The sequence below is a fragment of the Acidobacteriota bacterium genome, assembly GCA_021161905.1.
Classification (GTDB): Bacteria; Acidobacteriota; B3-B38; order Guanabaribacteriales; family JAGGZT01; genus JAGGZT01.
Genome location: JAGGZT010000064.1, coordinates 55,998 through 78,798 on the forward strand (window position 1 = coordinate 55,998; position 22,801 = coordinate 78,798).

A 22,801-nucleotide genomic window follows, 5' to 3' on the forward strand; every position below is an offset into this window, starting at 1 on the left:
TCCTCACCTCAATTATCATCCCTTCCAGGAAAGGTAGCGGATATCTCCTTCGCCACCTGGTCCATTCTTTCTCTTCTTGCTCGCTCTGCCCTTACGATCGAGGCTAAGATCTCCCTCGCAGAAGCGAGCTCGTCATTTACTACAATATAATCATACTCCGGGTAGCAGTCAATCTCCTTCTCTGCTCGGCGGAGTCTTATCCTTATCTCCTCCTCCTTATCCCGCATTCTTGTTCTTATTCGTCTTTCGAGCTCGGAATAGGACGGGGGAAGGAGGAAGATGGTCACCGCGGAGGGGATCTTGTCCCTTACCTTCCGTGCTCCCTCAACATCTATCTCAAGAAGAACATCCTTCCCCGATGAGGTCGCCTTTTCCACTGGAGCTTTGGGGGTACCGTAGAGATTTCCGTGAACCTCAGCCCATTCAAGGAGTTCATCCTTTTCTATCAGGGAGAGAAACTCATTCCGGGAGACGAAGTGATAGTCTACTCCTTCCTTTTCTCCTTGCTTTTTGGCTCTGGTGGTAGCTGATACGGAGAAGAAGATATCGGGGAAAAGGGCGAGAAGTTCCTTCCTTAAGGTAGTTTTACCCGTTCCTGAGGGGGCAGAAAGGACAAACACTATCCCCTCCCTCTTTCCCCCCCGGTTCCTCTTCTCAGCCATACTTATTTCTTCTCTTCCTGTAGCCGGGCTACCACTGTATTTATATGCACCGAGGAGAGAACTATGTGGTTGCTATCGGTTACGATCACCGAACGGGTCTTCTTTCCCCCGGTGGCATCAATGAGCCTACCTTCCCGGCGTGCTTCTTCCCGCATCCTTTTTATAGGGGCAGAGTGGGGTGCGACCACCGCTATCACCCTCTCTGCCGTTACTGCGTTCCCAAAGCCTATATTTACCAGCCTCATTTTTGCTTAACCCCTGTTTTATATTAGGGTTATTCTATATTTTGGGCTTGCTCCCTTATCTTTTCAATCTCCGATTTTATGGATAATACACCCTTGGTGAAGTCAAGCTTTTTTACTTTAGAACCCAAGGTATTGGTTTCCCGGTTCAGCTCTTGGATGAGGAAGTCAAGCTTTCTGCCCACCGGCTCAGTTGCCGAGAGGAGCCGCCTCATCTCAGCAAGGTGGGCTTTTAACCGGGTTAATTCCTCGGTTATATCGAAGCGATCGGTGTAATAAACCGCTTCCTCAAACAGCCGTTTCTCATCGAGGGAGACCTCTGGGGCAAGGGCGGAGAGCCTCTCTTTAAGCCTTTGATAGAGCTCCTCCTGTATTTTGGGCGCCCCTTCCTCTATTCCCCTTACCTCTTCCTCTATCTTGGTGATGGAGGTCGCAATGGCTTGAGAGAGCGCTTCTCCCTCGCGTACCCGCGCCTCTTCCAACAGGGAGAGAGCAGAGGAAAGGGTTTCCTCGACCGCTTTTTTCAATTCGTCGCTATCTTCAAGCTTTTTGGGCTTCAGCTCTATCAAGCCGGGCAGACGGAGGATGGTGTTTATATCCACCTTCCCGGAGAGCTTCGCTTCTTTCTTCAGCTTTTTGAGGGAATCCGCAACCTCGCGCACTGCCTCCTCGTTTACCTCCAGGGTGAGGACCTTGCCCGAGATAGGCTTTAAGGAAACGAAGATATCGATCCTCCCCCGGGATATCCGTTTCTTGACCTCTCCTCGAATGAGTTCTTCGTAGGAGGAGAGCTCCTGAGGAAGTTTGAGCGATATATCGAGGAACCGGTGATTTAAGGATCGTAGTTCCACCCGGAGGGAGAATCCCGCTACCTCCTTTTCCGCCTCACCGTATCCAGTCATACTCCTTATCATCTTTATTCCTCACCCTTAAACGAAGGAATCTCCCCTTCCATTAGATGAAACTGAAGGTTATAAAGTTGGGTATAGATACCGTTTGCCCGGTAGAGCTCCTCATGGGTTCCTTCCTCAACGATCTTTCCCTTATCGAGCACCACGATCTTATCCGCCCGTCTCACCGTGGATAGACGATGGGCAATAACTACCACCGTTCTCCCCTGCATCAGATTGGCAAGCGCCCGTTGGACTATCATCTCTGAGGTGGAGTCAAGAGCCGAGGTCGCTTCGTCGAGGATGAGTATCGGTGGGTCTTTTAGTATCGCCCTGGCAATCGCTATCCTCTGTCTCTCGCCGCCGGAGAGCCGTTCCCCCTTTTCCCCGATTACGGTATCGTATCCCTTTGGAAGTCGGCTGATGAAGCTATGGGCATAGGCGGCTTTGGCAGCGGCAATGATCTCTTCGAGACTGGCGTCCTTCCTGCCGTAGGCGATGTTGTTTTTCACCGTATCGTTGAAGAGGATGTTCTCCTGGGTTACTATCCCGATCTGAGACCGGAGGGAGCGAAGGCTATACTCCCTGATGTCCTTTCCTCCAATGGTGATGCTACCCGAGGTGACATCGTAGAACCGAGGGATGAGGTTTACCAAGGTGCTTTTCCCTGCTCCACTCACTCCAACGATGGCGGTGATCTCGCCTGGATTTATCACCAAGCTTAGCTCATCAAGAACCTTTTCCGAATCGTAGGAGAAGGTGACCTTTTTGAACTCGATCTTCTTCCCCCAGGCGTCAAGCTCAAGTGGGTTTTCCCTTTCCACTATCTCGGAGGTAGTGTCGAGGATGGAGAAAACCCGATTAGCAGCTGCTGCTGCCTGTTGGAATGAGTTGCTCACCCGGGTAAGCTTCTTGATCGGGGTATAGAGCCCATAAAGAGCTGCCAGGAAGGTACAGAATATCCCAGTGGTCATTACACCCCGGGAGATCTCAAGCCCCCCGTACCACACCATAAAGGCAATGGCGATGGAGCCGATGAACTCGATGAGTGGAGGCGAGTATGCGTTCACCTTTAGCATCTTCATATTGGTTTTAAGGAGTCGTTCATTCGCCTGAGAGAACCTCTCCCGCTCGTACTCCTCCATCCCGAACGCCTTTACGATCCTGTTGCCGGTTATCGTCTCATGGAGGAGGGTGGTTAGATCCCCCATCTGCTCCTGGCTCTTGGCGCTCATTCGCCTTAGTCTTTCTCCCAGCTTGAAGATGGGATAAGCAATCAGGGGGACGGCGATTAGGGATATAACGGTGAGTCGCCAGCTGAGGTAGAAGAGATATAAGACCAAGCCAATTAGGGTGAGTCCTTCTCGGATCAAATCCCCCAGTTTCTCCGCCACCACCGATTGGATCCGCTCCACATCGCTTATTACCCGGGAGATGAGGACCCCGGTGGGGAAGCGGTCGAAGAAGCGAAGCGATTGATATTGGAAATGGGTATATAATTCGTTTCTTAATTCCTTGACTACACTTTGCCCCACATAGCCCATAAAATACTGAGAGAAGTAGGAGAATAATCCCTTAACCGCGAAGAGGAAGATGATGATTATCGGCACCTCGATGAATATCGTCCTTCGGTCTATCCCCTTTATGCCGATGGCAGAGAGAGCTCGGTTTAAAAGAGAAAGGGCATTTTCCTTCACCACCGGCGGGGCAGCGGTGACCGCCTTTGGGGGAACGAGCACCTGGTCAAAGATGGGCATAACCAAGGAGGTAAAAGCAACCACCGTCTGGGCGACGAGAGCCATACTTAAAAGGGCAAAGAGAAACTGCCATTTATAGGGTAAAACATAGCGGAGTAGTCTTATTACCGGCTTCATAGGAGCGATATTACCTCCTCTGCTGCCCGGGAGAAAGCCCCAGGGCGATGAAGTTCCCTTCTTATTTTGGCAAAGGTAGATTTCATCTCTTTTATCTGCTTTTCGTCTTCAAGGAGCTGGAGGGCAGAAAAAGCGATCCTCTTCCCTTCTGCCTCCTTTTGGATCAACTCCGGCACCACCCTCCTTCCGGCGAGGATATTGGGTAAGGAGATGAAGGGGGTTCTAACCAATGCTCGGGCAAGGAGATAGTTCAACGGTGCCAGCCGGTAAACTACTATCATTGGGGTGCCCAGCAGAGCGGCTTCTAAGGTGGCGGTTCCCGAGGCGATGAGGAGTAGCTTGGAGTAGCTCATCAAGCTGTAGGTCTTGGTTGTTATCGCGATTTCCCTGTCCTTCGCTATTCTTTTTATCAACCCCTCACTTACTCCCGGTGCTTTAGATATAAGGAGGCGGATGTTCCTTCTACTTTTTTTTATGATCTCTGCCCCTTCGATAAGTGGGGGAAGGATCAGCTCCACCTCTTTCCTCCTGCTTCCGGGAAGGAGCCCGATTATTTCCTCATTCTCTTTTAGGTTGTGCTTCCTCAAAAATTCCTCCCGGGATAGCTCTGGTTTCACCATTTCCGCTAAGGGGTGACCCACGAACCTCGCAGGCACCCCTTCCTTCCTGTAGAGCTCCTCCTCGAAAGGAAAGAGGACGAGCATCCGCGCAAGAGACCGCTTCAGTTTCCTTATCCGCGATCTCCTCCATGCCCACACCTGGGGACTTACAAAGTATACTACTTTTATCCCCTTTTTTTTCAACTTTTTTGCCAACCTGATGTTGAAGCCGGGAAGGTCGATGAGCACCGCAAGGCAGGGGGTTCGCTCGGTCGCGCTTGCTACCAGACTTTCGAAGATCCCTCTTATTTTGCCGAGGTGGCGGATGACATCGATGAAGCCGATCTGAGAGAGGGGAGAGATATCCTCTACCACTGGCTCAAGTCCTGCCCTCTTCATCCCCTTCCCTCCAATGCCGAAGAAGGAGAGCCGAGGGTTCTTTTTTTTGAGCGCCTCTATCAAACCGGCGCCGTAGAAATCGCCGGAAGCCTCCCCCGCCGAGAGGAGGATGTCCTCTTCATCTCTTTTGTCGTTCTTCATCACTTCCTAATGGGACGATTATCTTTCTACTAACTTATTATTTTAACTTATTTTGCAGGGAAGGTCAACTAAAAGGACAGTTAGAGCAGGCGGAAGGTGACGATTACCGAGAGATAGACGGGGACAGGCTTGCCCTCCTTGGTCCCTGGCTTGAACAACCATTGCTTCACCGCCTTTATCGCTTCCTCCTCAAAGCCCATATTCTTTATCGGGGTGTAAAGAACACGAAAATACTTCGCCTTCCCGTCAGTATCGATCACTGCCTCCAATATCACTTCTATTTCCTGATCGAACCCGATCCTCGCCTTTCTCGCCTTATCCGGATAATGGGGCATCACCTTCCTGATTAGAACCGGTGGGGTAATATTTCCTCCTACGGGATAGGCACCATAAAACCCGCTTTTACCCTGCCCTTCAGGCGCATTGGGTATGCCGAATTCATAATTGAGATCACTCTCAAGGGTGGGGTTGTAGTCCAGGGCGTTTAGGGGAACATAAGGTTCTGGCTCGTCTGGGGTAGGATCGGGAATGGGTATCTTCTTCCCCTTCTTTTTCGCCCTTACCGGGATCCCCTTTTTTGGGGGATTTGGTGGCTTTAGAAACTTGAGGGGACGCACCCCCACGATCTTCGGAGTTCGAGGACGATAGATCTTTGTTTTCCCCTCGGGGAATACAATGAGAAAGAGGAGGATATGGACAATGAGAGACAGAAGTACCGCTATCCGAAAGGGTTTTTTGTCCCGACGTTCAAATAGATAGGGAAAACTTCTTTCAAGCTCCTCTTTCTCGGTCATTTTTCCTTCTGCTTTCGATTAACCTCCTTTTTGGCATCGATTTATATAATCCCCATTACAAATTTTAACCCTTTCTTTCCTCGGGTTAAAGGAGATTTTTTCTCTTTCCGGTTGACAAGGGCAAGATAAAGGGATAGAATTAGAAAAACTTATCATTCCTCCAGCAGGGAGAGTAGGTTTTTATGAAGCGGAAGTATAAGGTAGCAGTGTCCTTATCGGATGATAATTATTTCTTTTCTCTTCTCGATTCTCTGTCAAAAAGGAAAGATTTTAACTTCATTTTTTTAGAAAAAATAAAGAATATTTTCCCCTCTTTGGGAAGGCGGAGTTTCGATCTCTTGTTGGTGGATATGACACACCTCTCCTCCGTCACTCCCCTCATCTTAGAAAGGGGAATATATGCCCCTCCGCTGATGGTTATCGCCGATAATATTGTTTCTCTGGAATTGGATGACTGCCCCCCTTGCATTGTTGACTTCCTTTGTCCTCCGTTTACAGAGAATGAGTTTTTCTTCAGGGCAAAACTCCTTATTCACAACCAGAGTGAACTCCTTGCTGTAGTGGAGGAGAAGCGGGAGCTTGAGTTACTTTTGGAGATGAGCCAGCTACTTTCCTCCACCCTCCATTCAAGGGAGCTACTGCGCAACTTCGTTTCCCACCTCTCGCGAATCTTCAGGCTCGAGCGCTGCTCGATAATAAGGGTGGAACCGGAGGAGGGAAGAGCTACTATCGTAGTCTCCCAGGATAACCCCGAAGTGGAGGGAATGAGCCTTTCTTTAGAGAAATACCCAGAGTTACGGAGGGCTATTGAGACGAAGAAGATAGCCTTCGTCAGGGATGTAAGGAAGGATCGATTGATGGAGTCGGTGCTTGATAAATTCCCCGATCGAAAACCGAGGTCAATCTTGGTTGTTCCCCTGATGGTGGGGAAGACAGGTTTGGGGACCCTCCTTCTTAGAGGGAGGAAAGTGCGCCAGCTCTTTACTGAACGGGAAGCCCGGGTTTTCGCCGCTTTGGCTAATATCGCGGGTCAGGTGCTCCTCAACGCCTCTCTCTACGAAACGCTTGAGAAGACCCACGCTAAGCTGGAGAAGCTCGCCATTACCGATAGCCTAACCGGTGCCTGTAATCGGATGTATCTCTACTCTCGGTTGGAGGAGGAGTTCTATCAGGCGGTTCGTTATCGCCATCCCCTCTCCTGTCTTATGCTCGATATAGATAACTTCAAGGAGGTAAATGATAGATTCGGTCATTTGGTGGGGGATGCTGTTCTCAGGGAGTTTGTAATGTTTATCAAGGGAAATATCAGAAAGGCGGATCTCTTTGCCCGCTATGGAGGGGATGAGTTTGTTATCCTTATGCCCCATATTGACCTCAGGGGAGCGCTGAGGAACGCAGACCGCATTCGAAAGAAGACCGCAGAGCATATCTTTTTAGAAAAAGAAGAAAGGGTGAAGGTCACCCTTAGCATTGGAGCTTCTTCTATCGGAGGTGTTACCCTGTCCAACCCTGAAGACCTGCTAAATTCCGCCGACGCTGCCCTCCTCGAGGCAAAAAGAAGGGGAGGCGATCAGATCGTCCCCTATGATGCGAATATGTGTTAAATTATCACCTCTCCTTTAAGATGGGGTGAGGATAAGGGGAGAAGAGTACTTTCTTTTATCTTCAACTCGAGTTCCTTCTGGAGCTCCTCGAGTTCTTTATGCATCTTTGTGAGGTTTAATTTCTCTTTTTTTGCGAGCTCTTCCTTTAGTTCGTTTAGCTTCTTTATCATCTCTTTTTCCACATCGTAGCGGTATATGCCCGGAGAGAAGAGCCCCTTTTCCCTTGGGTGAAATTCGAGGTTCTTTTTTATCTTCACCTTAAGAGTTATTCTTTTTCCCCGGCGGATTACGAGGAAGCTCAGCATTTCCTTATCTTCTGCCCGCTCTATCTCTGAAAGGAGATCGTCTATATCGGTTACTTCCTTTCCCCCTGCTTTTACAATTACATCTCCGGGTTTGAAGCCCGCTTCTTTGGCTGGCGAATCCTCATCTACCGCGAGGACCAATGCTCCCTTTTTTGTCTTGAAATAGGTGGCGAGTTCCGGATTCAGGGTGTAAACTCTTAAACCTATCTTTGGTCGGAGGAAGAAGAGAAATGATCTACTTCTCCCTTTCTCCCTTACCATAGGCAAAGTGAAACGGTAATAGTCCAACCTCGAGGTCAGTTTGGCTTTGACGGTGATCCTTTTGCCCTTCCTGAGAAGCTCTATCTTTACCACTTGTCCCGGCTTGGTTCTTCGAAGCAGATAGGATAAATCATCCGGTTCAAACACCTTTTCTCCGTTAAACCGAAGGATGACATCGCCTTTCTTGATCCCTGCTTTGGCTGCTGGGCTTTCCTTCCATACATTGGTTACCAATACCCCCCCTTCGTCTGCGAACCCAAACGCCTCGAGCACCCTTTGGTCGAGCTCCCTCATCGAGATGCCGAGCCAGCCATGGTTTCTTTCTCTGGGTCCTCCTATGGCGAGGAGAGGAAGGAAAAGAAGCAATATCCCTATCAAAGCTATTTTTCTCTTACTCATTGAAAAGCACCTCCTTATCTTTGGTCGCACTTTCCACATTTTAAGACGCACCAGTTCTCAAAAAAGTCTAATAAAGATTTAACCTTTCTGGGCTAAGGCGAGGATGGAAAGGCCGAAGGGTAGATTCAAATGTGGGAGAAGATGTCGCTCAAAGGAGAAGATGTGATAGAAGACTTTATTCAAGAAAGGGGGAAGTTCGGGAAGGAATGATTCCTCCTCTTCCCCTTTTTTCCGAAGCCCTTCACTTATCCGGTCGATTAATGCCAGGGGAAAGAGAAGGGTGTTGAAATAAGAGAGCTTCAATGGAGTAAGCCCGGTTGCCTCGAGCCGTTTTTCGAGCTTCCGCTTTATGTAGCGTCGCCGATGCCCTCCTATATCGTCCATCTTCCCCCAGAGGAAGCGGTAGGCAGGTACAGTGATAAGCGCTATCCCTTCATCCTTAAGGACCCGTTTCGTTTCGGTGAGGGCGGCGAGGTCATCGTCTAAATGCTCGATCACATCAAGAAGGAGCACCAGATCGAAGCTACCAGAAGGAAAAGGGAGAAGAGCTCCATCCCCTTGAATAAGCTTCGACAGCCCCCTCTTTCTCGAGAGAAGGAGTGCTTCGTGGGCGATGTCGAGGGTTATCACCTCGCCGAATCGGGAGAACCCCTTGCTCGTCGCCCCGGTGCCTCCGCCCACATTAAGGATGATGAGAGGAGTGTCCTTTTTAAGGAAGCGTTCACTTAAGGAGAGCAATATATCGAGTCTCGCCCGGTACCAAAAATAGCTCTCCTCTGCCTGATAGGCGATCTCGTGAACCGACATAGCTCAGTGAAGCTTCCCTTCTTGTCGGAGTTCCCTTCGGAAGCGGATGAGGTTTTTGAAGTAATCCCAGCTATCTTTGAGTGGTTTCACGGTGGATTTCTTGTCGAATCTCCTGATGAAGAGGCACGGGAGTTCAACGATTGAGAGCCCGGCGAGATGGGCTCTTACCATTATCTCTGTATCCCAGAACCAGCGGAGGTTTTTGGTTTGTTTTATAATGGGTAATATCTTTTCCCTGTTGAAAAATTTGAACCCGCTTTCGGTATCGTTTAGGGGTATTTTCAACAGTTTTTTCCGGAGATAGGCGTAGCCCCGGCTCAGGATATGCCTCCCCAAGGAGCGGAGGTTGAACTTATAGATCCGGTGGGCGACCACTACATCAGCGCCGTTTTTTATGGCGATTACCGCTGAGGGGATATACCGGGCGTGAACCTCGAGATCGATGTCGATGAAACCGACCACCTCCCCCTTCGCGTTTCTTATTCCTGTATTTACCGCTCCTCCTCTTCCCACATTTTTTTCGTGGAATATCTTTTTCAGTCGATGTTTTCCCCTGTCTTCGGCGAGTATCCTCTCTATGATCTTCTTCGTTTCGTCCTTCGAGCCATCGTCCACAAAGATCACCTCGTAGGAGAAGCGAGTATTGTCGAGGATTAGCAGGAGTTCCTCGACGCTTTTTTCCAGCACTTCCTCCTCGAAATAGCAGGGGATGATCAGGCTCAAATCGAGTTTTTCTCCCACTTTATACCTCCAGAATCGCCCTTTTTACCTCTTCCACAATGTAGTTTATCTCTTCTTCCGTGAGCTCTGGAAAGAGGGGAAGACGGATAAGGCTTCTGCTCACCCGGTTGGTGAGGGGAAAGTCTTCTTCCCGATACCCCAAAACCTCCCTCCCGTAAGGAGAGGAATGAAGGGGGACAAAGTGAAAGGTGGCGCCTATCCCCCGGCTCCTTAGTCTTCCTAAGACCTTATCGGTTAGCTCCTCATTCTCCATTAGAAAATAGAAGATGTGGTAATTAGGGGTGGCATAATCGGGGATCTTGGGGAGTCTTATTTTCCCCTTCTTCTCAAGCTCGCTCAATCTCTCTCGATAAAAATGGTAGATCCTTCCTCGTCTCTCGTTTACCATCTCGAGCCTCTTCAGCTGTACCTCGAGAAGGGCAGCAAGGAGTTCGGAGGGGATGAAACTACTTCCCACCCCAGCCCAGCTGTATTTATCTATTTCCCCCCGGAGGAAGGCGGAGCGATTGGTCCCTTTCTCTCTGATGATCTCCGCTTTATGAAACAGGTCCTCTCTCCCGGTGAGAAACGCTCCTCCTTCCCCACAGGTTATGTTCTTAGTCTCATGGAAGCTGATACAGCCGACATCCCCGATAGCTCCCAGGTGTTTTCCCTTATATCTTGCTCCGATCCCCTGAGCAGCATCTTCGATTATGAAGAGCCCATACTTCTCAGCAAGCTTCTTGAACGCGTCCATATCGCAGGGGATACCAGCATAGTGGATAAGGATAAATCCCCGTGTTTTCTTGGTTATCCGTTGTTCCGCGTCTTTTGGGTCGAGGTTTAGAGTGTCGGGGTCAATCTCGGCGAAGACCGGTTTTCCTCCCTCCCTGACGATGGCGTTTGCCGCCGAGACATAGGCAAAGCTGGGGAGGATCACCTCGTCCCCTGGTGAGATGTTGAAACACATAACCCCCATCTCTAAGGCGTGGGTACAAGAAGTGGTGAGGAGGGCGTAGGGAGAGGAGGTCAACTTCGCAAGCATCTCCTCTACCTTTTTGGTGATGGGACCGTTTCCCCCAATTCGGGTCGATTTAAGCACAGATAGGACCGCCTCTTCCTCCTCAGGGGTAAAGTAAGGCCTATGAAGGGGAATAAAACGATCCTTTCTTTTTTCTTCCATTAATTCCTCCCAAGCCTCTTTTGGATTATATCCGAAATGGTATTCGGTCTCAAGAAAAGGTGTTTTTTTAAGCAAAAAAGTTTCCAAATATTTGGATTTCTACTATAATCCTAAGGGGAGAGATGAAGGCGTATCGGGAGATAGGGTTTAAAAAGAGCGCTAAGTTTTTCTTTGCCACTATTGCTCTTATTCTCTTCAGGTTGATGATATTTCCCCAGCTGAGGAGATGGTGCTTGAAACTCTTCGGGGCGAAGGTGGGGAGGGATACCATAATCCATAATGTGAAGTTCTTCAACTGCTATCGGGTAGGTTTTTCCGGTCTTGAGATAGGAGATGATTGCTTCATTGGGGATGAGACGATGATCGATCTCGCTCAGAAGGTGGTGCTCGAGGATCAGGTCACCTTGGCTGAGCGGGTGCTCATCCTTACTCATACCAATGTGGGTTTCCGCGATCATCCGCTCCAGCCGTATTTTCCCTCTTTTGCCAAGGAGGTGAGGATAAAGCGCGGTGCCTTTGTTGGCTCCAATGTTACTGTTCTTCCTGGAGTTACTATTGGTGAATGCGCCTTTGTTGCCGCGGGAGCTCTTGTGCGGGAGGATGTCCCCCCTTGGTCGCTGGTTGCCGGGGTGCCAGCCAAAGTGATAAGAAAAATTGAACGAGAGAGCTAATTTTATATGAGAATTGATTTTAAAATATTTTTTTCTTGAAATTTACGATTTCGGCTTTTATAATTAAGACCGGCTCTAAACAGGAACAGTATACAAGGTGAGGGAGGTTTAAATGGTAATAAAGCGGGCAGATACCCAAGGAGTAAGGAGGGCGTTTCTCTTTTTTCTCCTTCTCCTTTTCGCCGCTGGAATGGGTTTTTCCCAAGAGTGGGTATTACGCAGTCTCCCCAATAAGCCCGATGTAGCCTTCTACCTAAATATGGCTTATGATTCCGACCGGGGGGTGATGGTCCTCTGGGGTGGTGCTTATGCGGGTATTAATAGGCGTTCCACCAATATCTGGGTCTATGATGGAACCACCTGGACCAATTTGGGGAGCCCCTCCCCTAATCCTGGGGAACGGTATTCGTTTGCGTTCGCCTACGATTCGGGACGGCACTGTTTCGTCCTTTTTGGGGGGGTTGGTTCTACCGGTGCCTGTCTCAACGATACCTGGGAGCTTTACTGGAACGGCTCCACCTATGTCTGGCGTGAAGTTAACACACCTCACCGGCCCCCTCCTCGAGATTACGGGGTAATGGCTTACGATGCCTCCCGGGGAAGGATGGTTCTCTATGGTGGACAGTGGAATGAGAAGAAACTTTATCTCAACGATACCTGGGAGTATTATGGTGGTGATTGGCATCAGATAAACCCCTCCACCAAGCCAAACGGCAAAATGTATGTAAATATGGTCTATGACTCCACGAGGCAGCGGATCGTGCTTTTCGGTGGGTTCATCAGTGATAGCGAGTGGTTTTCCGACGATACCTGGGAATATTACGATGGCAACTGGCATCTTGTAAATGTCGCTCATAAGCCACCTGCTCGGGATCTCCATGCGATGGGTTATGATCCCGATAGAAACCGGGTTGTTATATTCGGTGGTGCTTATGTGCCCAAATCGCTTCTCGCTGCTATGATGGTGTTCAATCCGATGGGGATGGTTTACGCCAGGCTGCTTTACAACGATACCTGGGAGTACTATAACGACGGTTCCGGTTACGACTGGCATCAGCTCACCACTATACCTTCTCCTTCTGGCAGAACCTTTGCTGTGATGGACTATGATCAGGTGCGGGACAAGATGGTCCTTTACGGGGGCTACGATGGGCACGCGGATCAGTATACCCTGAACGAAACCTGGGAGCTTGAATTTCCTCCGGTTGATCCCAACCAGGATTGGACCCAGGCGAACCCCACTGCTCATCCCGATGTGGAGTATTACTTCAAGATGGTTTATGATTCCCAGCGGAACAAAACGGTTCTTTTCGCTGGTTATGATAGCGCGATAAAGGGGCATTTGGTTTATGTCTGGGAGTACGATGGTACTACCTGGACGAGAAGAGAGCTTCCCTCAACCTATCCCCATCCCCGGTACAACTTTATGATGACCTACGATTCCGACCGGGGGAAGATAGTTCTCTTTGGTGGTAGGTGGGACAGAACCACCTACCAGGATACCTGGGAATACGATCCCAATACCAACACCTGGACGAGGATCACCACCTCTACTACTCCTCCAGCCAGGGAAGCAGCAGCGATGGTGTACGACAGTGTGAGGAAGCGGGTGGTCCTCTTTGGAGGGCAGATACGTTCTACCCAGTATAACGATACCTGGGAGTACTATAACGGCAATTGGCATGCTGTATCTACCTCCCATAAACCTGCGGCAAGGGCGTTTCATGGTATGGCATTCGACGCTTCGCGAGGACGGGTGGTACTTTTTGGAGGGGTATCGGGTAGCGTTTATCAGAGCGATACCTGGGAGTATTACGATGGTGATTGGCATCAGGTTACCGGGCTTGACCGCTCTCCGGTGCAAAGGATCCTTCCGGGGATGACCTATGATACTCATAGGAACCGGGTCATCCTCTTCGGCGGTTATTTGGCGGGCAGTGGATACGATGCACCACAGTTTTTCAATGACACCTGGGAGTTCACCTCGAGTGGTTGGAAACGGATCATAACCGAACATTCACCTCCACCAAGGGATATGCCCGGGTTGGTTTACGATATTGCCCGTAAGCTGGTTGTCTGCTATGGCGGATATGGTTCCAGCGGTGGGTTGGAAGATACCTGGGAGTTCTCAGCAGCACCACCCGATTCCGACAATGATGGCTTAACCGATGATGAAGAAGCTACTTATGGCACTTCGCCTACTGATCCTGATTCCGATAACGATGGTGTTTGGGATGGTGCCGAGGTCTGGGCAGGAACCGATCCCTTAAGTAGTTCCAGTACTCCACCCTCCCTTCTGCTTCCGTTTGTGGAAGAGAGCGATGTTTATAGGAGTAATGTTGGGTTAACCGCTGTAGGGGGCAACGCTGATATTCTGGTTCAATTTTATCTCTCAGATGGCACTCTCGATGCCCATAGGGAGACCAGCGTTTCAGAGCATAGCTATACCCCGCTTAACCGGATCATTCGCTGGGTAAAGAACATTGGGTATAACCCGAACCTAAAAGGTTATGTCAGGGTAATCACTAAACCGGGGAGTACTTTGAAGACTATTGGCGGACCGATAGATGAAAATACGGACGATCCCTCTATCACTTCCCTTGGAACAGCTGGTTTTACCGTAGGTTCCACACCACTGATTATAAAGGATTCGGTGGTTGGCTGGCGCACCCAGCTGATTATTGCTAATCCGAATGAAACTCAAGTTACAGTTACTCTCTATCCCTACGATGCAAATGGCAACGCCCAATCCTCAAAGACAATAAACATTGCTGCAGGCGGGCAATATATCAGTGATGATCTGGTGGATGATCTTGGTCTTTCCAGTGGTTTCTACGGGATGCTTGTCATCCAATCGGATAAGCCCGTTTATGGGTTTGTCCACCAGTACAATCAGGCGCGAACTGGTGGTATTTACCCTGTCTACGATTACAATAATTCTCCGGGCGAGAAGGAGTGGTATTTCCCGTATATCGTTAGCGATGATACCTACCGCTCTAACATCGGCTTCTCCAACTGCAACTCTACAAGTGCTCAGCTCACCATTCAATTCTACAAATACAATGCTTCCAATGGCCAAAACACATTGGAAGCGGAAAAAAGCGATGCCGATACCATAGTGCCCTCAATGGCTTATAAGCCGTTTAACCGAGTGCTTACCGATGTTCTTGGTGTTTCTAAGCCTGCTATAGGATATATCAGGGTTACCTCCGATAACCCGGTTTATGGTATTGGAGGTCCTCTTGATGAGACCAGTGGAGATCCAAGTGTGGCTTCCGGGCTTACCCCAAACGACGCCTTCACCCGTGGAATTACTCCTATCGTCATAAAGGAGACCATCTATGTGGGCTGGAAGACGCGGTTGATCCTCCTTAATCTCGGCACAAGCGACGCTACAGTGACCATAAACCTCTACGATCACGATACAGGCACCCTTTATGATACTAAGAGCAACATCACGATAAAGGCGGGGAGTCAGCTTATCTACGACGATGTTCTTTCCGATCTCTTTGGGATAACAAGTGACTTTTATGGACAATTAGAGGTGGTTTCTGATCAGCCGCTTCTTGGCTGGGCGCATCAATACACCCCGCACCACACAGGAGGTATTTATCCCTTCTTCAAGCTGCAGTAGGAGAAGTAGGGAAGCGATTGCGATAGCGTTTTAGGGTATCTTTCCATTTGGCGAAGAGGCGAGTTAGATTCGCCTCTTCGTTTTTTCTTCTCCCTGGTGATAAGCCTTCGTAATGATAGACGAGGCTTTTTGGAGTGTAGATTACCCGGAAGCCCCTGGTTCTTACCTTGAGATTGAGGTCGATATCCTCCAACCCATTTATAAACTCCTCGTCGAATTTACCTACCTCAAAGAAAAGCTCCCTCGGGATGAGGAGACAGGCGCCAGTTACTGCGAACACCTCCTGTTCCCGATTGACCTCCGGATGATCGGCGGGTAGATAGGCATTGATATGGTAGGGAATTAGTTCTTCGGTAAGCCCTACGCCTGCGTGCTGGATGAGGTTGGATTGGGGATAGACCAACTTGCTTCCCACGATGCCAACCTGGGGGTCGTTATTTATTACCTCGATCATCGAGGAAAGCCAGTTTTTCGTAGGGATGGTATCATTGTTCAGAAAACAGAGGAATTTCCCCCTTGCGAATTCTGCCCCCTGATTGCAGGCAGGGGCGAATCCCCTATTCTCTTCATTTTCGAGTAGGGTTATGCCTGGTATGGAGCGGAGGACACCTCTCACCTCTTTGGAAGAGGCGTTGTCCACCACGATGACCTCATAGGGAATTTCCGTATTTCTTCTCACTGCCTTTAAGCATTCAATAGTGTAGGTTAGGCTGTTGTAGCTTACGATAATGATGCTCGCTACAGGCTTCTCATATTGGGGAAAGGAGAGACCCTGGAGTTCTATTTTGTTTTCTAATCCTCTGTTTGGGAGGAAAATCTTTCTAAAGAAGCGCCTCAAAGGGGAAGGGGGATTATAGGAAAGGCTTACGCGGTGGAAATAGTTGAAATAGGGATCATTTGGTTCCGCTACGATGATGAAGTCGAAGCCATTACAGCAACGGGAGAAACGGGCATTAGGGAGGGGGATCACCACTTTCTTCCATTCTCCGCTATTGTAGCGGGGAATGGGAAGGCTCCGTTTGAACACCCCTTTGGGATAACCCGGTTTTTTGAGTGAGCCATCGTAAGAATCGTATTCAATATGGAAACTGGAATGTCCTACATCAAGATATTCCACCGTGAGATAGGGAGTTTTATTTCCTTCGATGAACTTGGGATCGGAGATATTAAAGAACATAAATTCCCGATCATCACCCTTCTTTCGTATAGGAATTCTGGCATCTTTTCCCTTTATTCTTTCGTATCTGCTGGGGTGAGGAGGGATATCTACCTGAAGAAGTCCCGAGGAAATATTTTCCTCACTTAGAATTACCTCCACCTCTCTGCCGTCGAGGAGGGTAGCTATCTTCCTCTTAAACTCTCCATTGAAGAGTTGCCGGAACTTGTTCGCTATCCTTCGTATAGAATTTATGGCGAAGTGATACATAGTTCTTGGGTCAAAAAGGAGGTGGAATATTACCTCAAAGACAGAGTAGTGAAGCGAGACGCGATGGATAATCAGCCTTTCTTCCGGAGAAAGTTGCCCCACTACTCGGAAATCAGCTCCATTTATCCTCCCGGAGAACAAGGCATCAGCGAGATAAAATCTTGCTTCTCTGAGGGATTTAGTCCCCTTTTTTCTTACCCTCCAGGTCTCTTTGAAGGCGCCGGGAAGGTTCGATACCTTTTTTACCTTTTCGTCTCGAGAATCATATTCGAGAAAGAGTTTTCCTCGCCCTTCGTCCCAGTATTCTACGGTTACCACCGCCATTCTTCGAGAATGCCTCGTTTCTGGCGATAGGGAAAAATACATCATTGAAGGTGAGCCAGGAGAAGGCATTGCTTCTCGAGCGGTTAACCCATTTACCACAACGGGTTTGGTCTTGCCGTCCTCAGCTTCGGTTAGTAGTAATCCCTTCGCAATAGTTTTTTCTCCAAGGATTATTTCTCCCTTGGGGCTCTTCAATCGTTTTGCAAAGGAACGGGAAAGCCACTGCCAAAGCACCTTTCTGAGGAGATGTGGTTTGGGAATGGTTATTTTCACCTCTCCTATGATGAGGGATTCGTCGCCGGGAAGATCGCCTTTTATTCGGAAATCTGCGGTATTCACCCGTCCCGAAAAGCAGGCATCCGGAATGAAGAAAAAGGTTTTCTTCCACCCTCCCTTCCCTTCTCGTAGTATCCTCTTTGTCTCTTTAAACGCCCCTGGCGCTTCTGGCACTTTGGTGACTTGAGAATCTGTGGAATCATATTCTATAAGGAAACCGCTTTTTCCTCCATCGTAGTAGGTGACCTCGATTATAAACTTTCTTCTTCCTCTGGCAAAGGTGGGGTCAATGGAGAAATAGAGATAAGGTGGGGATTTCTTATCCACCGGGATGAGTTTTCGCCCACTCTTTCCCTCGACCATTATCGGCTCACTCAAGCCATCGCGAAGGTGTAATGGAAGGAGACCTGAATAGCGTCCACTTTCCCCTAAGGAGGCATAGACGGTTTTCCTCATCTTTCCGAAGTTGGCGACATCCTCCTCCCTATGGTGGAAGAGATCCACAGAGAGGGGCAAGCCGGGATTTCCCGGAGAGTTCCTGGTGAGGGAGGAGTTGCTTCTTGCCTTCTTCTTCGGGCGTGTTTTGTTGGATATCTCCGAGAGGAAGGTGGCATCATCTGAGATTAGAGGTGGGGAGTAGCGAGGATTAGGAAGGGATTTTTTCTCAATAAGCTCCACCAATCGCTCAATAAGCCGGGTTAATTCCTTTACATCGCCCGGGGCGAAGAGAAACCCATTTTCTCCTTCTCTTATTAATTCAGGAAGGGCGCCGGTTCGGGAGGCGATCACTGGGACGCCTCGAGCGAGGGCTTCTCTGGCAGTAAAAGAGTAGGTTTCAAGGAGAGAGGGAATAAGCAAGACATCGATCTTGGCAAATATCTCATCAATAGGGGTGTTTTTATCCACCACTTCAATTAACTGGGAAGATTGGGAGAGAAGCTTTCCGATGCGGTCTTTGAAGTTCTGAGTGTCATAGATCTCCCCTAAGATGAGGATTCTTACCTTTTTTGTAAGTTGTTCCACCGCGGAGAGGAGGGTATCGATTCCTTTTATCGGGGTGATATTCCCGATGAAGCCGAGGGTTGGTATTCCTCCTTCTTTCTTTTTGAAGTCCTTAGGGGGTGGTTTGATCCCGAGAGGTCTCAGCTCGATCTTCCCCTTTAGCCCCGCTTTTTCAAATATCTCCTTTACGAAATGGGAAGGGGCGAATATTCTCTCCGCTCCTCTCAATATCTCCAAAGCGAGCCGTCTTCGTTCCTTGATGAAAGAAGAAAGGTCTAAGTCGCGTCGGTGGGGGAAGTATTCGTCGCGGAAGCAGAAAGAACACTCGATCAAGTCTGAAGCATCAGAGCAAGGGCGATTTTTGCCGAATCGTAGGAGATGGGAGTGGTGACAGAGGAGGAAGAAGTCGTGGAGGGTTACGATATATGGGATTCCCTCCTTGCGGGCTACCAGAGGGAGTGAAAGAGGGATACGTTGGAGATGGTGGAAATGGATGAGATGAAACCCACTCTTTTCTATGAAGTCGGCAAACCATTTTTCGATATCCTTATGCCCAAGCCAGTCGGTGGGGGAATCTACTGGTCCGATGCGAACCACCTTTATGCCAGAAAGGCGGTATTCAGCTATGTCGCCTGGGTTCCCCTTTTCTTGAGGGAGAGGGGCGAGCACGGTTATTGGATGTCCTTTCTTTATCAGCTCGCGGGCGAGCTGATAAGTATAACGTCCCGCTCCACCCAATGGCTCATCCGGGGGGAATTCATGAACTATGAGTAATATAGGAGGTTTTTCTTCTCGATAATCCCTTTCTTTAGTAAGGGGTTTCTTCCTTTTTTTCATAAGACGATGGTTCCGCCGAGAGAGGATGATCCCGGGACTCGGTTCCTTTTTCCATTTGTCAAGGAATATCTTCTTGTTTCTCGCTGCCTGGGCAAAGATGTCTATCTGGTTTGGGGCGAAGGACCGACTTCCGTAATGATAGATGAAAACATCCCGGGCAATAAGGAGTTTGAATCCCGCCTCCTTGGCGCGGAGGGAATAATCGTCGTCCTCATAACCTCCGCGCTCATAGCTTTCGTCGAACAGCCCTATTTCCTCTATTACCTTTCGCTTTATGAGTAGGGCGAATCCGACCAGACGATCTACCGGGTAATAGGTTCGATCGTACTGCCAGATGGTTGCCAGTGCACGGTTTATTATCACTTTAGGGGGAGCATCAGGCGAAGCGACGGCTATCTGCTGAGGACCGGAGACATAGTTCGATACAGGTCCCACCATCCCCACCGCCTCATCGCTTTCGGCACAGTTTATCAGCTTGACAAGCCAGTGAGGGGTGACGATGGTGTCGTTGTTGAGAAGCACGATGTATTCTCCCCGAGCCACCCGAATCCCTTGATTACAGGCAGTGGCGAATCCCAGGTTCTCTTCGTTCCTTATAAGTCGTACATAGTAGAGGTCCTTCAGGTACTCATAGGTTCCATCGGTGGAACCGTTATCCACCACTATTATCTCGTAAGGAGCGCCGGTGTTTTTCCTGATCGATTCCAAACATTCTTTGGTGTAGGGCAGTTGGTTGAACACAGGGATAACGATGCTGCTCAGAGGGGGAGGGGTGAGGGAAGCGGTAATGAGATATTGATATACCCTTCCTTCCTCTTTAAGGTCATCGACAGCGAGCCCTGCATCCTTTAGCATGTTCACCACTTCGGCAGGGACCTTCTCATGGTAGATATTTTTTATCTCCTCGATCTTGAATCCCGTTTCGGAGAGGAGATTCGTTATGCTCTTTTTGGTGAAGAAACGGAGATGATCCCGGTCGAGAATCCCCGATTCCTCGTAGTCCCAATTGCCTTCGAGCAGGCGTTTGATCACTGACCAATGTCGTACATTGGGAATGCTTAAGATAAGTCTTCCGGTTCGTTTAATCTTTTTGGCTGCTTCGCGAAGTAACCTCTCGGGGTGCCGCATATGCTCCAAGGAGTCGGAGAAGATGATGGCGTCGAAATAGCGATTGGGAAGGTTTTTTAGCTCCTCTTCGGCATCTCCAATTACCACCCTGTCGATTACCCTTCTCGCTTTCTCCCCCGCTTCGGGATTTAGTTCAACGCCGACCACCTCGAGAGCTCCCCTCTTTTTCAACTGCTCTCCGAGCTTGCCGTAGCCACAGCCGATGTCGAGAATGCGAAGGGCACCCCTTGGTACTAACTCTTCAATCTCTGGTCTCTCATATTCAAAGTAGAATATATCCTTTCCCCTTGCTTTTCTTTCGAGCAGGGGGGTTATCTTGGTGAAGAGTTCGTCCACTCTATCTCGCCAACTTGCTCCCTTTACCGCCTTTTTTCGCAATTCTCCCTTTTCCCAGCTATTTCCTGCAAGCTCCCTCTCGATCGCCCGGGCAAACTCCTTTTTCCCCTTCGCAATAGCAATAACCTCTTTAAAGGGCTCGGTTCCAGCAACTGGGGTGGCGACTATTGGCTTCCCCGAGGCCAAGTAGAGATAGAGCTTAATCGGGTCCATCGAGGCAGTCTCCTCGCTTATTTCATGGGGCATTATCAGGAGGTTGCTTGCCTCGATGTAGTTAGCTATTTCCCGGTAGCTTCTTGGTCCTAAGAGGTGGATGTTATCTATTCCGGCAAGCTCTTTCTTTGTTTTAGGATAGAGCTCACCGATAAAGACGAAGTGCATCTTGGGAAGGAGATGAGCAATCTCCCGGATGAGAGGAAAATCAAGCCGTCTTAACAGGTTTCCTGTATAGAGGATGCGAGGGAGAGGGATAGAGGCGATGTCTTCAGGTTCCTTAAGGGGTTTCTCCGAAAACAATGAGGGGTCAAAGCCGTTTGGAAGGTGATGGATGTTATCGTTCAGATGGGAAAAGCGAGAGGAAAGTTCCTTAGAGACGGTGAAGACGATATCTGAGCGGGAGATCGCTTTGGCATACCTCTCATCCACCTGGCGATAGAGGGAGGAGCCTGGTTGATAGTATACCCTGTGGTCATCCACTATATCGGAGATGATAAGGGAAGCTTTTTCCCCAAATTGATCGAGAAGGAGCAAGGAGAACTCGTTCGGGGGGTATAGCAGGAGGACGAGGTTTTCTACCGGTCCCAATTTTTCTAGCCGTTTTTTGACTTGAGAGGTGAGAAACTCCTCCCTCTCTTTCGGAGAGAGCCCGCGAGGGACGAGGGGGGTATAGAGGTAGATGCCGCTTTCGTTCTTGAAGCCAACGAATCTTTTCTTGGTGATTTCTAAATTATCATCGTAGCAGGGGTTCTTTTCCTTTTTCTCGAGTTCCTCCTCGCTGATCGGAGGCTCAAGGTGAAGCACTCCCGAAACCTCGGGACGGCGCGCTATCTCTCGGGTGAGCATCTCGTTTCTTCTTCCGTAGAGCCCCCAATCGTTTTGGTACCAGGAGATGAGGAAGGTTAGTTTCCCCTTCATCTTTCTTTCTCCGCCACTATTAGATGGGAGAAGTCATCCCCTCCCTCTTCGGCAGGAAGGACGATCTTCTCCCAAAGCGTCATCTTCTTTTCGGTTTCCTCTTTCCCTTCATTGAGGAAAAGATACTGGTAGAGCAGTTGATTTGCTCGGCTGAAGCAGTGGCTGGTTTTTATCGGCTTCAATCCCCCGTTTTTTAGCAACCTTATCAGAGCAGAGAGGGTGTACCCTGGACGTTTATGGTTCCAGCTTCTGTGGAGCTTCTCCGTTTCGGAAGGGGTGAGGTCTCCGAAAGTTTCTCCTTCCTTGGGGGTGGTTATTATTATCTTCCCTCCCGGTTTTACCACCCTGCTGGTTTCGATTATCGTTTTCTCGTCGTCTTCTATATGCTCGAGTACATCGAGGAGCAGGACGCCGTCGAAGGAGTTATCGGGGAAGGGGAGATGTTCTCCGCTTCCCAGGATTGCGGGGAGACCCCGCCCCCCCTTAATGCGGATGGGGTCGGTGTCGAGGAGTATAGTCCTTATCCCCAGCTGAGAGAGCTTCTTAGCAAGAAGTCCCTCCCCTCCACCGAGATCAAGGAGAAGGCTTCCCTTAGGGAAAAGATCTTTGATCAATGGTAGAAGATATTGGGCCCGGAAGAGAGCTCCTGGGTGAACGCTTGGACTTTCCCTTCTTTTTTCCTTAGTGAGGGGGGCAAATATCATCGCCTGATACCGTTCTCCAGAGGGACCAGGGAACGAATCGATGTCGATCAATCGGGAATTGGCGAAAGCGGTAAGATATGAGGAAAGAGGACGCATCACTACATGGGGGGCAGGACGTTCCAGCTTATCGGGGACTGGCTCACAGAGGATTATCCTTCCTCGGGCTATCCTTTCTATCTCGGTCGCCATCTTCCGAAAGCCCTCGTCCGATACCAGATGGATGAAAAGGCTCACCGCAAGCACGATATCAAAGCTCTTATCCTTGAAGGGGAGGTTTTCTCCATCAAAGTTTACCAGGAGATCGCCCTTCCCCTTTGCCTTTAGGAGCATGGGAAGGGCGAAATCCGCTCCTACCTTGATAAAGTTTTCCGGTATTGCAGAGAGGATCCTTCCATCGCCACAGCCTACTTCGAGGATTCTTCCATTATCTTCCCCATATTGGTTGAGAA

Annotated in this window: 15 protein-coding genes; 3 read left to right on the plus strand and 12 right to left on the minus strand. The window is 49.3% G+C overall.

Annotation, left to right across the window (positions count from 1 at the left end; all coding sequences use genetic code 11):
- Positions 1–8 precede the first annotated feature (8 nt).
- The 6 genes from gmk to J7L64_09000 form a co-directional block, all read right to left on the minus strand.
- Positions 9–662, minus strand: coding sequence for a guanylate kinase (gene gmk, locus J7L64_08975; GenBank protein ID MCD6452474.1), 654 nt, complete (start codon positions 660–662; stop codon positions 9–11).
- 2 nt (positions 663–664) lie between these two features.
- Positions 665–907, minus strand: a complete 243-nt coding sequence (locus J7L64_08980) for a DUF370 domain-containing protein (protein MCD6452475.1) — start codon at positions 905–907, stop codon at positions 665–667.
- A gap of 29 nt (positions 908–936) precedes the next feature.
- Entirely contained in the window at positions 937–1,818 is an 882-nt protein-coding gene (locus J7L64_08985) for a YicC family protein (GenBank protein ID MCD6452476.1), read from the minus strand.
- 2 nt (positions 1,819–1,820) lie between these two features.
- Complete coding sequence (gene msbA / locus J7L64_08990; protein MCD6452477.1) at positions 1,821–3,668, minus strand: lipid A export permease/ATP-binding protein MsbA; 1,848 nt, start codon at positions 3,666–3,668, stop codon at positions 1,821–1,823.
- Positions 3,665–4,807, minus strand: coding sequence for a lipid-A-disaccharide synthase (gene lpxB, locus J7L64_08995; protein MCD6452478.1), 1,143 nt, complete (start codon positions 4,805–4,807; stop codon positions 3,665–3,667). The genes msbA and lpxB overlap by 4 nt, the downstream gene beginning before the upstream one ends.
- An 80-nt stretch (positions 4,808–4,887) precedes the next feature.
- On the minus strand, positions 4,888–5,601 hold the full coding sequence (locus J7L64_09000; GenBank protein ID MCD6452479.1) for an energy transducer TonB: 714 nt from the start codon (positions 5,599–5,601) through the stop codon (positions 4,888–4,890).
- Positions 5,602–5,951: 350 nt separating this feature from the next.
- On the opposite strand from J7L64_09000, the gene J7L64_09005 reads away from it, so the two are divergent.
- Positions 5,952–7,205: a sensor domain-containing diguanylate cyclase gene (locus J7L64_09005; GenBank protein MCD6452480.1), complete on the plus strand. Its 1,254-nt coding sequence runs from the start codon at positions 5,952–5,954 to the stop codon at positions 7,203–7,205.
- On the opposite strand, the gene J7L64_09010 is transcribed toward J7L64_09005, so the two are convergent.
- The 4 genes from J7L64_09010 to rffA form a co-directional block, all read right to left on the minus strand.
- Complete coding sequence (locus J7L64_09010; GenBank protein ID MCD6452481.1) at positions 7,202–8,170, minus strand: PDZ domain-containing protein; 969 nt, start codon at positions 8,168–8,170, stop codon at positions 7,202–7,204. The two genes, J7L64_09005 and J7L64_09010, sit on opposite strands and share 4 nt — an antisense overlap.
- A 78-nt stretch (positions 8,171–8,248) precedes the next feature.
- Complete coding sequence (locus tag J7L64_09015; GenBank protein ID MCD6452482.1) at positions 8,249–8,977, minus strand: class I SAM-dependent methyltransferase; 729 nt, start codon at positions 8,975–8,977, stop codon at positions 8,249–8,251.
- 3 nt (positions 8,978–8,980) lie between these two features.
- On the minus strand, positions 8,981–9,718 hold the full coding sequence (locus tag J7L64_09020) for a glycosyltransferase family 2 protein (protein MCD6452483.1): 738 nt from the start codon (positions 9,716–9,718) through the stop codon (positions 8,981–8,983).
- A gap of 1 nt (position 9,719) precedes the next feature.
- Positions 9,720–10,880, minus strand: coding sequence for a dTDP-4-amino-4,6-dideoxygalactose transaminase (gene rffA / locus J7L64_09025; GenBank protein MCD6452484.1), 1,161 nt, complete (start codon positions 10,878–10,880; stop codon positions 9,720–9,722).
- A gap of 122 nt (positions 10,881–11,002) precedes the next feature.
- Between rffA and J7L64_09030 the strand changes: the two genes are divergently transcribed.
- Both J7L64_09030 and J7L64_09035 read left to right on the plus strand, forming a co-directional pair.
- Entirely contained in the window at positions 11,003–11,551 is a 549-nt protein-coding gene (locus J7L64_09030) for an acyltransferase (GenBank protein MCD6452485.1), read from the plus strand.
- Positions 11,552–11,663: 112 nt separating this feature from the next.
- A complete protein-coding gene (locus J7L64_09035; protein MCD6452486.1) occupies positions 11,664–15,185 on the plus strand; it encodes a hypothetical protein in 3,522 nt (1,173 codons plus the stop codon).
- On the opposite strand, the gene J7L64_09040 is transcribed toward J7L64_09035, so the two are convergent.
- Positions 15,172–21,648, minus strand: coding sequence for a glycosyltransferase (locus J7L64_09040; GenBank protein ID MCD6452487.1), 6,477 nt, complete (start codon positions 21,646–21,648; stop codon positions 15,172–15,174). The genes J7L64_09035 and J7L64_09040 overlap by 14 nt on opposite strands.
- Positions 21,645–22,801: methyltransferase domain-containing protein (locus tag J7L64_09045; protein MCD6452488.1), on the minus strand; the 1,157-nt coding region annotated here is incomplete at its 5' end. The genes J7L64_09045 and J7L64_09040, both read right to left, overlap by 4 nt.

What these genes read in the sequence shown, in the direction of transcription:
- J7L64_09030 (MCD6452485.1), top strand. Translation starts at nt 11,003, where the DNA reads ATGAAGGCGTATCGGGAGATAGGGTTTAAAAAGAGCGCTAAGTTTTTC.
- msbA (MCD6452477.1), bottom strand. Translation starts at nt 3,668, where the DNA reads ATGAAGCCGGTAATAAGACTACTCCGCTATGTTTTACCCTATAAATGG.
- J7L64_09040 (MCD6452487.1), bottom strand. Translation starts at nt 21,648, where the DNA reads ATGAAGGGGAAACTAACCTTCCTCATCTCCTGGTACCAAAACGATTGG.
- J7L64_09015 (MCD6452482.1), bottom strand. Translation starts at nt 8,977, where the DNA reads ATGTCGGTTCACGAGATCGCCTATCAGGCAGAGGAGAGCTATTTTTGG.
- J7L64_08985 (MCD6452476.1), bottom strand. Translation starts at nt 1,818, where the DNA reads ATGATAAGGAGTATGACTGGATACGGTGAGGCGGAAAAGGAGGTAGCG.
- J7L64_09035 (MCD6452486.1), top strand. Translation starts at nt 11,664, where the DNA reads ATGGTAATAAAGCGGGCAGATACCCAAGGAGTAAGGAGGGCGTTTCTC.
- lpxB (MCD6452478.1), bottom strand. Translation starts at nt 4,807, where the DNA reads ATGAAGAACGACAAAAGAGATGAAGAGGACATCCTCCTCTCGGCGGGG.
- J7L64_09000 (MCD6452479.1), bottom strand. Translation starts at nt 5,601, where the DNA reads ATGACCGAGAAAGAGGAGCTTGAAAGAAGTTTTCCCTATCTATTTGAA.
- J7L64_09005 (MCD6452480.1), top strand. Translation starts at nt 5,952, where the DNA reads ATGACACACCTCTCCTCCGTCACTCCCCTCATCTTAGAAAGGGGAATA.
- rffA (MCD6452484.1), bottom strand. Translation starts at nt 10,880, where the DNA reads ATGGAAGAAAAAAGAAAGGATCGTTTTATTCCCCTTCATAGGCCTTAC.
- J7L64_08980 (MCD6452475.1), bottom strand. Translation starts at nt 907, where the DNA reads ATGAGGCTGGTAAATATAGGCTTTGGGAACGCAGTAACGGCAGAGAGG.
- J7L64_09010 (MCD6452481.1), bottom strand. Translation starts at nt 8,170, where the DNA reads ATGAGTAAGAGAAAAATAGCTTTGATAGGGATATTGCTTCTTTTCCTT.
- gmk (MCD6452474.1), bottom strand. Translation starts at nt 662, where the DNA reads ATGGCTGAGAAGAGGAACCGGGGGGGAAAGAGGGAGGGGATAGTGTTT.